The 14,069-nt window shown below is 59.0% G+C and carries 10 protein-coding genes; 1 reads left to right on the forward strand and 9 read right to left on the reverse strand.

The window, feature by feature from the left end:
• Nucleotides 1–6: 6 nt before the first annotated feature.
• The 7 genes from RBH10_RS00205 to RBH10_RS00235 all read right to left on the reverse strand — a co-directional run bounded on the left by RBH10_RS00205 (nucleotide 7) and on the right by RBH10_RS00235 (nucleotide 8,354).
• Nucleotides 7–1,017: an ABC transporter ATP-binding protein gene (locus tag RBH10_RS00205; RefSeq protein WP_281039157.1), complete on the reverse strand. Its 1,011-nt coding sequence runs from the start codon at nucleotides 1,015–1,017 to the stop codon at nucleotides 7–9.
• Nucleotides 1,014–1,997, reverse strand: coding sequence for an ABC transporter ATP-binding protein (locus RBH10_RS00210; RefSeq protein WP_281039158.1), 984 nt, complete (start codon nucleotides 1,995–1,997; stop codon nucleotides 1,014–1,016). The genes RBH10_RS00205 and RBH10_RS00210 overlap by 4 nt, the downstream gene beginning before the upstream one ends.
• A complete protein-coding gene (locus RBH10_RS00215) occupies nucleotides 1,990–3,483 on the reverse strand; it encodes an amidohydrolase family protein (protein WP_281039159.1) in 1,494 nt (497 codons plus the stop codon). The genes RBH10_RS00210 and RBH10_RS00215 overlap by 8 nt, the downstream gene beginning before the upstream one ends.
• The gene (locus RBH10_RS00220; protein WP_281039160.1) at nucleotides 3,483–4,676 is read right to left on the reverse strand and encodes an amidohydrolase family protein; all 1,194 of its coding nucleotides are present in this window, start codon (nucleotides 4,674–4,676) and stop codon (nucleotides 3,483–3,485) included. Before RBH10_RS00220 ends, RBH10_RS00215 begins: the two co-directional genes overlap by 1 nt.
• A 5-nt stretch (nucleotides 4,677–4,681) precedes the next feature.
• A complete protein-coding gene (locus RBH10_RS00225; RefSeq protein ID WP_281039161.1) occupies nucleotides 4,682–5,632 on the reverse strand; it encodes an ABC transporter permease in 951 nt (316 codons plus the stop codon).
• 18 nt (nucleotides 5,633–5,650) lie between these two features.
• Nucleotides 5,651–6,619: an ABC transporter permease gene (locus tag RBH10_RS00230; protein WP_281039162.1), complete on the reverse strand. Its 969-nt coding sequence runs from the start codon at nucleotides 6,617–6,619 to the stop codon at nucleotides 5,651–5,653.
• Between the two features lie 169 nt (nucleotides 6,620–6,788).
• Entirely contained in the window at nucleotides 6,789–8,354 is a 1,566-nt protein-coding gene (locus RBH10_RS00235) for an ABC transporter substrate-binding protein (RefSeq protein WP_281039163.1), read from the reverse strand.
• Nucleotides 8,355–8,521: 167 nt separating this feature from the next.
• Between RBH10_RS00235 and RBH10_RS00240 the strand changes: the two genes are divergently transcribed.
• Nucleotides 8,522–10,012: an amidohydrolase family protein gene (locus tag RBH10_RS00240; RefSeq protein WP_281039164.1), complete on the forward strand. Its 1,491-nt coding sequence runs from the start codon at nucleotides 8,522–8,524 to the stop codon at nucleotides 10,010–10,012.
• Nucleotides 10,013–10,247: 235 nt separating this feature from the next.
• Here the strand turns inward: RBH10_RS00240 and RBH10_RS00245 are convergent, their stop codons facing one another.
• Nucleotides 10,248–11,303 carry a porin gene (locus RBH10_RS00245; RefSeq protein WP_281039165.1) on the reverse strand — a complete coding sequence of 352 codons (1,056 nt, stop codon included), beginning with the start codon at nucleotides 11,301–11,303 and terminating at the stop codon, nucleotides 10,248–10,250.
• A gap of 512 nt (nucleotides 11,304–11,815) precedes the next feature.
• On the reverse strand, nucleotides 11,816–13,984 hold the full coding sequence (locus RBH10_RS00250; protein ID WP_372339757.1) for a putative bifunctional diguanylate cyclase/phosphodiesterase: 2,169 nt from the start codon (nucleotides 13,982–13,984) through the stop codon (nucleotides 11,816–11,818).
• Nucleotides 13,985–14,069 lie beyond the last annotated feature (85 nt).

Below are 14,069 nucleotides of genomic sequence, written 5' to 3' on the forward strand. Positions count from 1 at the left end.
TCACGGTCAGACGAGTTCTCTTTCCTCAACCACCAGCTCTTCCTGCTCTTCCACAAGATGACATGCCACGCGCGTACCACCGGCAAGCGTGCGCACCTGCGGCACCTCCGCCGAACAGCGCGCTGTCGCAAGCGGGCAGCGCGGATGAAACGTGCATCCGGATGGGGGCTTAAGCGGGCTTGGAACTTCCCCGGCAACCAGTTCCCGGTCACGACGCGGCGCTTCGATATTGGGAATGGTCTGCAGCAGAAGCTGCGTATAGGGGTGACGCGGGCGGGCGAACAACTCTTCGGTATCGCCCTCCTCGACGATGCGGCCAAGATACATCACCGCGATACGGTCCGACATGTGGCGAACCACGCTCATGTCGTGGCTGATGAAGAGGTAGGTCAGCCCCAGCTCGTCCTGAAGGCGGCGCATCAGGTTCAACACCTGTGCCTGCACCGATACGTCGAGTGCGGATGTCGGCTCGTCGCAAACCAGAAACTCCGGCTCGCTCGCCAGGGCGCGGGCAATCGAGATACGCTGGCGCTGGCCGCCTGAAAATTCATGCGGAAACTTTTCGCCGTCCGATGCCGAGAGACCGACCGTTACCAACAATTCCTCGACCCGCTCCATGGTTTCGGCATGGGTCGCACGCAGCTTCAACTCCCGGATTGGCTCGGCAATGATGTTCTTCACCCGCCAGCGCGGATTGAGCGAGGCATAGGGATCCTGAAAGATCATCTGCGCCGAAAGCGGCGTATCCTTGCGCCCCTTGGCAAAGTGGAAATTACCGGCGCTTGGGCGGAACAGTCCGGTCACCAGACGGGCAACCGTCGATTTGCCGCAACCGCTTTCTCCAACGATGCTGAGACAGCCGCCAGCCGGCACCGTAAAATCGATGTCGTTCACGGCCTGCACGAATTGACGGGGTTTCCGCTCGATGACGCGATTGAGCCATGGGGCGGAGACGTCGAAGGTCTTGGTAAGGCCATTGACCGTCAATGCCGGCGTTTTCTGCACGGACGTTTTCATGCTGTACCTCCTGCATGCATCCAGCAAGCGCTGGCGCCATCACCCACCGCTTCCAGTTCCGGCCGCTCGCGAAGACAGCGTGGTCCCGCAAAACCGCAGCGCGGATTGAAGGCGCAGCCGGGCGGGATGGCATCGAGACGCGGCATGGCCCCGTCGATCTGGTTGAGCCGTTCCACCCGCGCGCCAAGCGAGGGGATGGAGGCCATCAAGCCCTGCGTATAGGGATGTCTTGGCGCGTGGAGAACCTGTTCGACCGGGCCGACCTCGATCAACCGTCCGGCATAAAGCACGGCCACGCGATCGGCCGCCTCTGCAATGACGCCCATATCATGCGTAACCAGCATGACGGCCGTCTGCTTCTCCTTGCAGAGCTTGCGCAGCAGAGAAATGATCTGCGCCTGGATCGACACGTCGAGCGCCGTCGTCGGTTCGTCGGCGATGATCAATTTCGGCGACGCCGCAAGTGCGAGTGCGATGACGACGCGCTGGCGCATACCGCCGGAGAATTGATGCGGGTGGTGATCCACGCGGTCTTCCGGGGACGGAATGCCGACATCCCGCAGAAGCTGGATGGCGCGTGCCTTCGCATCCCTTTTCGAGAGCGGCAGATGTTGCCGGATCGTCTCGACCAACTGAGCGCCAACCGTAAACAGCGGATTGAGCGAGGTGAGCGGATCCTGAAAAATCGCGCCGATTTCCCGGCCACGAATGCTTTCCATCGCCCTGTCATCGAGTTGATCGATACGGCGCGAGCCGAGCCAGATTTCGCCATCGGCGATGCGACCCGGCTTTTCGAGCAGGCCCTGTATCGCAAGGCCCGTCATTGATTTTCCGGCACCGGACTCCCCGACCACACCGAGGATTTCGCCGGGGCGGATGGAAAGGCTGACATCCGAAAGCGCCGTCACCGTTCCCCGGCGGCCGGGAAACTCGACTTTCAAATTGCGGACATCGATAACCGACTGGTTCATGTCATCCATTGGTATTCACCTCCACCGGGTAGCTCGGGGGGAAAATTTCCGAAACGGGCGGATTGGCCCAGCTTCGCTCGGGGTATTTCGCGATCAGCCCATCGAACTGCGCCTGTGCCTGAATGCGGGCGCGCGCCATGTCGATATTCGCGACCTGTCTTTCCCGCATGGAGAGACGGCCATCGACAAACACCGCGCGCGTGATCTTGCCCGAACCACCGGTGACAATCGTCGTGATCGGATCGACGCTCGGCGCCATCACCATGTCATCGAGATCGAAGACCGCGATATCGGCGCGGGCACCCTTGGAAAGATGCCCGAGATCGGACCGGCCCAGCGCCCTAGCGCCGCCAAGTGTGGCGGCATCGAACAGATCGGCTGAACGGACCCTATCGGGAGCGCCGTCATTGATGCGGCAGGTGATGAGACCGACCAGCAGGTTCATCAGCATGTCGGCAGGCGCCGTATCGGTGCCCATCGCGATATTGATGCCGAGGCGCCGACAGGCAGAGAAGGACGACAGCGTGCTGCCACTTCTGGCCGACACCAGCGGACAGTGAACGATGGACACACCGTTTTCCGCGTAGAGCGCCAGATCTTCCTCCGTCGCATTGGTGGCGTGCGGCGCGATAAGGCGGTCGCTCAGCAGGCCGGCCTTGGCGAGCCATACCGGCGCGGTCGAGCCATGCAGCTTGCGAACCGTGTCCACCTCCATGGTGCCTTGCGCCATATGCAGGCGGAATTTACAGCCGAGATCACGGGCGGCCGCATCGGTTCTTTCCATCAAAGCGAGCGTCGATGTTTCGACCCGGTCGGGTGCAAGCAGGCCGCGTACGAGGTCGCCGTGCCTTCCGGTCTGCCGTTCGATGAACGACACCGCTTCCTTCAGCCCCTGAAGGCCGCGCTCCTCATCGAACACGGGCACCATGCGTCCCGGCTCTTCCAGCACCATGCCGCCTGAGCGGAATGCGGGGCTGAGATAGACCCTGAGACCAAGTTCGCCGGCAGCATCGGCCGCTGCCTCGAATTCGGCAACGGTCTCTCCCCATTCACGGTAAAACAGCGAGGCAATGGGTGCTGCCGTGGTGATGCCGTTTTGGAGAAGCTGACCGAAAGCAAAGCGCTTCTGGAAGGCAAGCTCCTCCTCGGAATACATTTCATAGGGACCAGCCTCGACATAGGATCGCGGCCAGACGCGGCCCTTCGCCCAGCCGGGGTGGTGGTCTATTCCCAGAATGGTCGTATCGAGATCGGAAAGGGCGTCCAGATCGATCAAGCCGGGGCTGATCAAGGCATTTCCGAAATCGACGCGGCGGGCGACCTCGCCGGGAAAGCCATGACCGACGAAAAGGATTTCCCCGTTCTCGAAAACCACTTCGCCGTTTTTCAACAGCCGGTGAGACCCGTCTTTATGACCCACCACCCAGCTTGCGGTAAGCAGCGTGCGGCCGGAAGGGCGTTCACCAAGAGCGAGAGACTGAAGCGGTTCGCTCATCATGGCGCCTCCACCACGGCTTTGCCGCCTCTGGCGGTCACACGTCCGCCCTTTACGACCAGCGGCCGCGGCGCGACATCGACAACGGCATGGGCCAGGGTTTCGCCGGTGAGCAGTGTGAAGTCTGCGGCACAGCCAACCTCAAGACCGTAATCCTTGAGGCCCATGACATCGGCGCCGCCCTGCGAGACGACATGCAGGACATGGGCAAGTTCGATATCCGAGCGCAGACCGTTCTTCATGCCGATGATCTTGGCGCGGTCGAGCATATCCGGCTGGCCCCAAGGACCCCAGGTATCGCGGATGCCGTCACAACCGCCGCCGACACGCACACCGGCTTCCTTCAGGCGCATGATCGACGGTACGTTTGCCGAGGGTGCACCCGTCGTCAGGATGGCGACATCAAGCCGGGCGATCTCATCGATCAGCTTGCCGACCCGGAGATAATCGTTCATGCCGAGCGCAAAGGCGTGGCTGATTGCGACCTTGCCTTCCATGCCGTTGGCACGAATGCGCTCGAAGATCAGTTCCATCGTGAAGGCACCGAGATCGGCTGCCTCGTGCAGATGAATGTCGATCGGCACCCCGTGCCTGACCGCAAGTTTAAAGAGGATATCGAGCTGGCCTTTCGGATCGCGATCGATGCCACAGGGATCGATGCCGCCAAGCACTTCGCAACCCTGTTTCAGCGCCTCATCCAGAAGCTCCACCGTGCCGGGCATGACCATGACGCCGGACTGCGGGAAGGCAACGACCTCGATATCGATGATACCCTTCAGCTTTTCGCGTGTTTCCCATATGCCTTCGACGAGCTTCAGGCCGTGGGTCGGATCGATATCCACATGGCTGCGGATGTGCGTTCCGCCGTTCGCCGCAAGACCGATGGCATGGCGCATGGACTGGCGATGGGGATCGATGCCGATCTGGCTGCGGTTCTCGCGCTCGAAATCGATCCGTCCGCGCAGGATCGCGGCACGGTTGTTCTCATGCCAGGGCATGCCCCATGTCGTCTTGTCGAGATGGGTGTGGGCGTCGATCAGGCCGGGCGCGACGATTGCGCCGTTGCCATCCTCGACCGGCATGCCGGGTTCGGCTTCGAACTTTCCAAAACCGGCAATCTTTCCCTGCCTTATCATGATGTCGCAGGTGTCGCCCGCCATGGGCCTGATGTTGCGGAGCAGAAGATCGTGCATGGAACTCACCTCAGTTTCGGATTGAGCGCATCGCGCAGCCAGTCACCCAGAAGGTTGACGGTGACGACGAGCAGGCAGAGTTGGAAAACAGGAAACAATACGATCCACCAGGAACCGGAGAACAGGAACTGGTTGCCGATACGGATCAGCGTTCCGAGCGACGGCTGGCTGGGCGGCATGCCGATGCCGAGGAATGACAGTGTCGCTTCGGTCAGGATCGCCATGCCGAAATTGAGCGTGGCGGCAACCATGATCGGCGTCAGCGTATTGGGCAGAATATGGTTTGCCATGATGCGGCGGGCGGGAACGCCGATCAACTTCGCCGCCTGCACATAGTCCTTGCCGGTTTCCACGATGGCCTGGGCCCGCACGGTGCGCGCATATTGCACCCAGGCGGAAAGCGCGATGGCGAGAATGAGCACGGCGGATGCGCCGACCTCGCGAAGACTGTCCGGCAGCATTTGCCGCACGACCGTGGAAACAAGGATTGCCACCAGAATTGTCGGAATGGAAAGCGTGATATCGCCAATGCGCATCAGGAGATTATCGGCAAAACCGCCGAAATAACCGGCAACCAACCCGGCCGTCATGCCGATGACCAACGAGAGCACCACGGAGGCGACGCCGATGACGATGGATATGCGCGTGCCATAAAGGATGGCGGACAGCATGTCGCGCCCCTGCGTATCCGTGCCGAGCAGATAGGGCCATTCCCCACCCTGCTGCCACACCGGCGGCAATTCCGCCTTCCACATGTCGAGCGAAGCGCCGTCATAGGGGTTCTGGGGTGCAATCAGCGGCGCGAAAATGGCGGCAAGGATGAGGATTGCGAGGATCAGCGCGCTGATCTTCGCCGATCTGCTGTGGCTGAACGACCAGTAGAGATCGCTGTTGCGTATGCGCTTGATGAGCGACGGGCGGGCAGGTTTTGCCGTTTGCGGAAGGTCTGTGGCCATGAAACCGGCTCCCTTCGGTTAGCGCGCGGTGCGCAGACGCGGATCGATCACCGCATAGGCAATGTCGACGAACGTGTTGAGGACAACGAAGATGAAGGAAATGATACAGAGATAGGCTGCCATGACGGGGATATCGAGGAACGTCACCGCCTGTATGAACAGCATGCCCATGCCCGGCCACTGAAACACCGTCTCGGTAATCAGCGCGAAAGCGATAAGCGAGCCGACATTCATCGTCGTCAGCGTCACGACAGGCATAAGACAGTTGCGCAGCGCATGGCGGAAATAGATGCGCCAGCGGGGAATGCCGCGTGCACGGGCGAACTTGACGAAATCGGACCGCAGCACCTCCAGCATTTCGGCCCGGACCAGACGCATGACAAGCGTGATCTGGTAAAGCGACAGCGCGATGGCCGGCAGGATAAGTGCGGCACGCCCGGACGAGGTGAGCAGACCGGTGGACCACCAGCCGAATTGCACGACATCCCCGCGACCGAAGGCCGGCGCCCAGCCGAGAATGACCGAAAAGACCAGAATGAGCAAAATGCCGACGACGAAGCTTGGCAGCGAAACGCCGACAATCGACAGGAATTGCAGGCCTTCCGTATACCATTTTCCGCGCCGGATCGCCGTCAGCACCCCGAGCGGCAGGCCAACGACAAGCGAGATGATCGTCGCCACCAGAACAAGTTCCAGTGTTGCCGGAAACCGCTCCGCGATCAGCGGCAGCACCTGCTGGCCGTTGCGATAGGAAACGCCGAAATTGCCCTGGGCTGCGTCTTTTACAAATCGCAGATATTGCGTCGGCAGACTGTCGTTGAGGCCAAGACGCTCACGCAATGCGGCGCGATCTGCCTGCGAGGTCTGCTCCCCCACCATCAGCTCGACGGGATCTCCCGCAAGCCTGAAAATGAGAAATGCAATAAGCGCGACGGAAAGCATGACCAGAATGGCATTTCCCATACGCTTGATGATGAAAACCAGCATTGTAACCTCTCGGATGCGAACCCGTGGCCGTCAGGCAGGCAGGTTCGCCCATTCTTTGCAAGAGACGGGACACGGGGCGTAGCGCCCGTAACATTGTCGACAATTGCACCGGCAGCGGAACTCGAAAAGGCGTTCAGCGGGATGCCGAACGCCTTTTTAATGGTTCCGATTACTTGCCGACCTGCGTCAGCCAGTGGCGCGGCTTGTTGTCGGCGCGGAAATCGACGCTCTTGACCTTTCCGAGCATGGCCCATGCGATGGGTTGCTGGTGAAGCGGAACAAGCATCGTCTCGTCCTTGGCGATCTTCAATCCGGCTTCTTCGAGGGCAAGACGCTTGGTGTTGTCCTGCTCGTGTGCGGCCTGATCGACCAGCTTGTCGATCTCGGGGTTCGACCAGCCGCCATAGTTGGAGACGCCCATGGCGCCCTTGCGGGTCGAGAGGATCTGCGACAGGAACGAGAAGGCATCGAGCGTCGGTTCGTTTGCCCAGCTGAGGTTGAAGACGTCGGCCTTGCCACCATTGCGCTTGGGAGACTGCACCGAGCGCGGGGCGATATCGATTGTCGGCTGGAAACCGCCACGCTTCAGCATGTTGGCAACGCCGGAGCAGATATCCTCCTCGTTGATGCTCTCGTCATTCATGCAGGTATAGGTGAAAGCAAGGTTCTTCATGCCCGCATCGGCAAGCAGCTTCTGTGCCTTCGCTGGATCGGCAGGCTGGTAGGTATCGAGCGACTTGGCGTAACCAGCAATCTCCGGCGCGATGAGGGAGCCGGAAGGCCGCGCAAGATCGCGCATCACCTTCTTGTTGATGAGATCGCGATCGATCGACGCCTCGAATGCTTGGCGAACGCGGAGATCGTTGAAGGGGTTGGGCTTGCCGTCTTCCAGCTTTTCGCGGCGATTGAAGCCGATGAACAGCGTGCGCAGTTCTGTGCGCTTCTTCACCGTGATGTTGGGCGAGGATTCCAGACGCGGCAGATCTTGGATCGGCGCGGAATCGATCAGGTCGATTTCGCCGGAGAGCAAAGCGGCAACACGGGTTGCGGCAGAGGCGATCGGCACAAATTCGATGCGGTCGAGATTGTGCTTCTTCTGATCCCACCAGGCATCATTGGCGACAAGAACCGTCTTGCTATCGGGAACACGGCTCTCCAGCTTGAACGGCCCGGTGCCGTTTGTATGCATCGTCGTATAGCCATCGACCTTGGAGGCGAAGTCGGTCGGCTTCTCGCTGTTGTTATCCTTCAACCACTTGGCGTTGAAGATGAAGATATTGGTGATGTCGTTGAGGAAAAGCGATGTCGGCGCGGTGACGTTCAGATCGACGGTATAATCATCGACCTTCTTAACGCCCGCAAAAACCGGGATGTTGCCACGCAATGGCGAAGTGGCATCGGAAGCGCGTGTGAAGGACGCAACGACGTCATCAGCGGTAAATTCAGCGCCATCATGGAACTTCACACCTTTGCGCAGGGTGAAACGCCATGTTTTTTCGTCGACAAGTTTCCACTCCGTCGCAAGCGCCGGCTCGATCTTAAAGTCCGGCCCGTAACGGACAAGCCCTTCATAGATATGATTGAGAAAGGCGAGGTTGGAGGTGGAAGGCACCGAATATGGGTCGAGCGAATAGAGATCGGCGCGGGCACCCCAGCGCAGGGTCTCCGCGCTTGCGGGAGCGGCGATGGCAGCGGCCGCCATGGCGGCCAGAACGAAACTTCTAATTCGGGACATTTGATCCCCCCTTTTTATAAATCATTGGAAAGCCGGCAGACGTACCGGCCGGGCAAGGCGGAGTATTGTTTCGCTCAGCCTTATTGTCAATAATATTGTTGACAATTATCGTATTCAAAATCGATGCATTCTGGATACCAGCTGCGAACACAATGGGAGAAGGCAAAATGGGGAATTTTCTGCTACTGCACGGTACGATGGTCACCGTGGATCGCCAAAGGCGCATCATCGAGGATTGCGGCCTCGCCATTGAGGGCGACCGGATCGTCGACATCGGCACGGCGGACGAACTGGCGCCACGCCACACCGACAAGCAGATCATAGATTGTCGGGGCAAACTGATCATTCCCGGCCTGATCGACGCCCATGGCCATGCCGGACACGCGCTGATCCGCAGCATCGCGGCCGACACCAATGCGATGTGGATGAAGGTCGTAACGCCGACCTATTACCACTACGTCACGCGCGATTACTGGTATGCGGACGGCCTTGTCTCTGGCATCGAGCGGCTGCGCGCCGGTGTCACGACCGGTGCCAGCATCATCACCTCGATGCCACGCGCCGACGACCCCGTCTTTGCCATCAACCACGCCCGCGCCTATGACGAAATCGGGCTTCGCGAAATCATCTGCGTCGGACCTTCCGGCCTGCCATGGCCGCACCCGGTAACCCGATGGGAAAGCGGTTCTCCCGAGCGCCGTAATATAAGCTTCGAGGAGATGATCGAAGGCAGCGAAGCCACGATCGAAGCCCTCAACGGAACAGCGGATGGACGCATCAGCGTCTTCCTGACACCCTTTACCATCGTTCCCTCCGTGGAACCCTCCAACGCTTCAAGCCCGGACCAGGCGGTAAAACTGACGGACAATGACCGTATGCAGGCCCGCCGCATACGCGAGACGGCCCGAAAAATGGGCGTCCGACTGCATTCGGATGCTTTCGCCGGACAAATCCGCATGGCGTTTCAGGATAAGGAAAACGCGCTGCTTGGCCCGGATATCCACCTCCAGCATTGCTGGGGCATCTCGCATGAGGAGATCGACATTCTTGCCGAAACCGGCACGCGCGTGACCCATGCCCCGCCCGGCCGCGCGACGCCGATCATGGAGATGATGTCCAAGGGTATTCGCGTCGCCATCACCACCGATGGTGCGGCACCCAGCCGTCACTTCGACATGCTCCAGACCGCCCGTCTGGCGCAATTCACGCAACATCTGCTGCACAATCACGATCGTTACCTTTTGCCGCCGGGCAAGATATTCGAAATGATCACCATCGACGCCGCCCATGCCATCGGCATGGAGGATGAAATCGGCTCGCTTGAGATCGGCAAGAAGGCGGATGTCGTTATCATCGACATGCGCAAACCGCATCTGATGCCGATGTGGATGCCGGTGCACCGTCTGGTGCATCAGGTGCTGGGAAGCGACGTCGACACCGTTTTTGTGGACGGACGGATGCTGATGGAAAACGGCCGCGTTCTGACGACCGACGTCGATGCTGCTCTCTCCTTCGGACAAGAAGAAGCGCTGGCACTCGCCGCCCGCGCCGGTCTTCAGGCGCATATGCACGATCCGGGTTGGGGACGTTTATTGCGAACCTTCGAAGAACCGGTCCACCCTCCCCAGCCGCCCGTTCCGGCGCTTGGTCGGCAATAGCACAACCGTGATCTCAAAGACCGGGGATGCGTCGACCCGCTTGCGGCTACCTGCAACGAGATTGTTGACAAAAAATTGCCGGAACCTTCGACGAAACAAAAACTCCCCGGCCTGGAGGGGTCCGGGGAGCAAACCTGACGTCATGTCAGGAACTTTGACTGGAGCTAGGACTCACCCGTTCGGAAACGGGGTGGATCTGAGTTTATCTAACCCGGTTTAGGCTTTTTATCGTTTATTAGAACGAACGCTGCAGACGAACGAAACCGGTCCAAGCCTCAGGCTTCGTGTCTACGTCGAGGTAGTTTGCAGCAACCTTCGCAGTAAGACCGTCTGTGATTTTGTAATCAACCGTCAGACCAGCCTTCCAGGCGTCGTTGTTGGAGAACTCGTCGAAGGAGACCAGACCGTAGCTGCCGTAGTACTGGAAGCCGGGGGTGATCTTCAGCTTGTCAGTTGCCTTGATGGCGTATTCAGCAGCAACTGCCCACTCGGAAGCATTGTAGTAAGCGTTTGCGCCGGAAGCCCAAACACCGGACAGACCAAGCGTGCCCGGACCAACGCCAGCCGTTGCGATCAGGCGGACGGAGCCGTTTTCGCGGTCGGTGTCGTAGCCACCGATGAGCTGCAGCGATACGCTGTCTAGCTTTGCGCCAACGCCAGCGACGACGCCGACATTGTTGTTGAGGTTGCCGTTCTTGTTGAACGTGCTGACCGCGATGCCTTCGAGTTCGTCAACCGAAACACCAGCCCAGAAGGAACCTGCGTCGTAGGTGTAACGAATTGAGTTGAACAGAGCGTTGGTAGCCACGTCGTCGGTCTCGCCGGAAAGACCATCATCCCACCAGCTCAGGAACTTACCGACCTTCAGGCCGGCGATTTCGATGAAAGCCTGGTCAACGAAAACTGCTGAACCCTTGTCGCCCGAGTTAGCAACAGTAGACGCTGCGGCAGAACCCGAGTCAGCATTGCCACGGAAGCCGATAAAGCCGCGCAGAGCGCCGAGCTCGGTGTCTGTACGGGTGTCAACTTCGAACTGAGCGCGCGTGAACGAATCCCAGTCAGACTTACCAACCTTGTCACGGCCGAAGTCGGTCTGGAAACGAACGTAGCCCTGGAACTTCAGGCAGGTTTCGGTGCCGGGGATGTAGAAGAAGCCGGTGCCGAAGGCGTCGCAAACGCGAACATATTCCATGGCTTCCGGCTCAGCAGCGACGATAGCGTCAGCGGCCTGTGCGCCGGATACTGCTGCGAGAGCGGCAGCGGAGCCGATGAGAAGGCTCTTGATGTTCATTTTTAATCTCCAGTCAAAAATTTTTCAACAAATGCGCAAAACTGAGGGCTGGTCTTTTCCCTGCCGCCCGCCTCTCTGCGCTGATTCAGCAAATGACAGAAATTGCTGGAGACTCGCAATTCAAATCGAACAAATACAAATACAACAAAAGGACACAATCTAGTTTCGTAGTAAAATTACAACAATTTAATAGTTTAATATAAAATAATACAGCGATATATTTTAAAGTTACTACATTTATTACTTATTTAAAATAACTTAATATACAAAACACATTGCAGAACCAGAACATTATCCGGCTTAATTCCTAAATCTTTAGAAAATCGGGAACGATCAAAGCCTTGACGTGCGGTGGCTAAGCGACGTGGGCTTTCGTTGCCCGGCTGTATGTCAAGAAGAGTGGTATCGCCGCAATCGTGGCTGTGCGGTGCGGCTCAGATGCGCGACACATGCCCTTTTGCGGCAATTCACGCCCGACGAAACCGGATCAGAGCCGGCCGCTCAGGCTGAGTTTATTGTATGTCGTTGGATAGACCGGTGGGGAATGTCGTCATGTTCCCCAGCATGCCCTCGATCACGTCCGCCTGCACGGGGCGGCTGAAGTAAAAACCCTGCCCATAGGGGCAACCGGCGGCACGCAGAAACGCCGCCTGCTCGCCGGTTTCCACACCTTCGGCAATGACATCGATGCCCAGAGACCCGGCAAGCTGGATCATGATGGAGACGATGGCGCTGTCCTTGGTTTTTTCCGGCAGATGGGTGAGGAACGACCGGTCTATCTTCATGCACGAAAGGGGAAAGGTTTTCAGCATGCCGAGACAGGAATAACCGATGCCGAAATCATCCAGCGCCAGGCTGACGCCCATTTGCTTGATGGCGCGCATGATGCGCACGGATGTTTCCACATCCTGAATGATGAGGGTCTCGGTGATTTCAATTTCCAGCAGGGATGGCGCAAGGCCGGTTTCCTGCAGCGCCGACTTGATCTGCTCCACAAGCCCACTCTGGAACTGTCTGGGCGAAATATTGACCGCCATTTTGACCGGCGACAGGCCGGCAGCGCGCCATGCCTGCGCCTGGCGGCAGGCTTTTTTCAGAATGCTTTCGCCCAGTTCCACGATAAGGCCGGTTTCTTCCGCCAGGCCGATGAACTCCACGGGCCCCAGCAGGCCCTCCATTGGATGCTGCCAGCGCACCAGCGCCTCCACGCCGCTGATGCGGCCGGTGAGAAGATCGACCTGCGGCTGATAGTGCAGAACGAACTCGTCCCTCTCCACCGCCTTGCGCAATTCCTCGATACGGGTGAACTTCTTTCGCAGATCGTCCGCCATGCGCGGCGTAAAGGTTGCGATGCCATCCCGCCCGTTATGTTTGGCCTCATACATGGCAAGATCGGCCGCTGCGACGATTTCCGCCGTGGTTTCCCCGTGTTCGGGGAAAAAGGCCATGCCGATGCTGCACGTGACCTTGATATCGTAATTGCCGAGGCGCAGCGGCTGCGAAACCGCAGCCCGGATGCGTTGCAGGCGGCTTTCGAAATCATCCTTCTGCTTTTCCAGAATGATGACGAATTCGTCGCCGCCTACCCGCAGCACGAGATCGTTTCGCCTGAGGCTGCGCGCAATGCGCTCGGCGGTTTTCGATAACAGCGCATCGCCGATGCTGTGGCCGAGCGTATCGTTGATCTGCTTGAAATTGTCGAGATCGAGAAAGCCGATGGCGACCTGCCGATTCGCTCTTGTCGCCGCCGCCAGAATTTCCGGCAGCCTCGTATCCAGAAAACGGCGATTGGGCAGCCGCGTCAACATGTCGTGGTCGGCAAGAAAGGCGATATGTTCCGCTGCCCGTTTACGATCGATCGCGAGACCCGCCATGCGCGCGGCGGCCGCGATAAACTCCAGAAGCGCTGCATCCGGCGCGCGGGCCGCCAGCATGCACCAGACGAAACCGTGCGCATTCCCTTCGCTGGCGGGAATATCGAAACTGAAGGCCGCATGGTCGGCTGGATAGGTGAGGTTTTCAGGATCGCTGGTGCTGGAAACAAGTGCCGTCAGGCCCACATGCTTTGCCAGCGCCGGCGAAGCATAGACCGAAGGTTCTCCCACCGCCGCGTCGAACACCCGGACAGCACAGGCAAGCCCGGTGGCAAGGTTTTCGATGGCCTTGACGAATTCCTCGAGGAAATCCTCGATACGCGCCGCCGCAACAATCATTTCCAGAATATGCGCCTGCGCCTGAAGCAGCCGTTCCGAGGCCTTTTTCTGGGTTATATCCCGCGAGGCGCCGACCACGCCGATGATCGTGCCGGCCTTGTCCTTCAGCGGCACACGCGACATCATCAGCCAGCGGTCGATATCGCCGCGCAGGGCACGTTCCTCATAGCCGAGATCCGGTTCTCCCGTGCGCATCACCCGCGCCTCGGTATCGGGAATGCCGGCATTATTCGCCGCATCGCCGTGAATATCGTAGTCGGTGAGGCCAATCAGCTCCTCGACGGTGTCGAAGCCATTTTCGGTGACGATCGCGCGGTTGGCGAAAAGGAAACGGCCATCCAAATCCTTGGCATAAATGAAGTCTGGCACATGATCGATCATCGCTTCAAGAAGCGTATGCCGGTCGGATTGCGGCGCGTCGGGCTGCGTCCGGTTCTGCAAGGGTGTCTTCGGGCCTTTGGAACGCACCTGTCCGCCTCGTTACTGTATAAGAAGGCAGAATAGTAGAATTACACGTATTATATAAATGTGAACAACGGGAAGAATGCGGAGT

The organism is Rhizobium sp. AN73 (assembly GCF_030757975.1).
GTDB lineage: Bacteria > Pseudomonadota > Alphaproteobacteria > Rhizobiales > Rhizobiaceae > Agrobacterium > Agrobacterium arsenijevicii.

Coding starts and splice junctions, on each gene's coding strand:
- RBH10_RS00205 (WP_281039157.1), bottom strand. CDS start 1,017: ATGAAAACGTCCGTGCAGAAAACGCCGGCATTGACGGTCAATGGCCTT.
- RBH10_RS00210 (WP_281039158.1), bottom strand. CDS start 1,997: ATGGATGACATGAACCAGTCGGTTATCGATGTCCGCAATTTGAAAGTC.
- RBH10_RS00215 (WP_281039159.1), bottom strand. CDS start 3,483: ATGAGCGAACCGCTTCAGTCTCTCGCTCTTGGTGAACGCCCTTCCGGC.
- RBH10_RS00220 (WP_281039160.1), bottom strand. CDS start 4,676: ATGCACGATCTTCTGCTCCGCAACATCAGGCCCATGGCGGGCGACACC.
- RBH10_RS00225 (WP_281039161.1), bottom strand. CDS start 5,632: ATGGCCACAGACCTTCCGCAAACGGCAAAACCTGCCCGCCCGTCGCTC.
- RBH10_RS00230 (WP_281039162.1), bottom strand. CDS start 6,619: ATGCTGGTTTTCATCATCAAGCGTATGGGAAATGCCATTCTGGTCATG.
- RBH10_RS00235 (WP_281039163.1), bottom strand. CDS start 8,354: ATGTCCCGAATTAGAAGTTTCGTTCTGGCCGCCATGGCGGCCGCTGCC.
- RBH10_RS00240 (WP_281039164.1), top strand. CDS start 8,522: ATGGGGAATTTTCTGCTACTGCACGGTACGATGGTCACCGTGGATCGC.
- RBH10_RS00245 (WP_281039165.1), bottom strand. CDS start 11,303: ATGAACATCAAGAGCCTTCTCATCGGCTCCGCTGCCGCTCTCGCAGCA.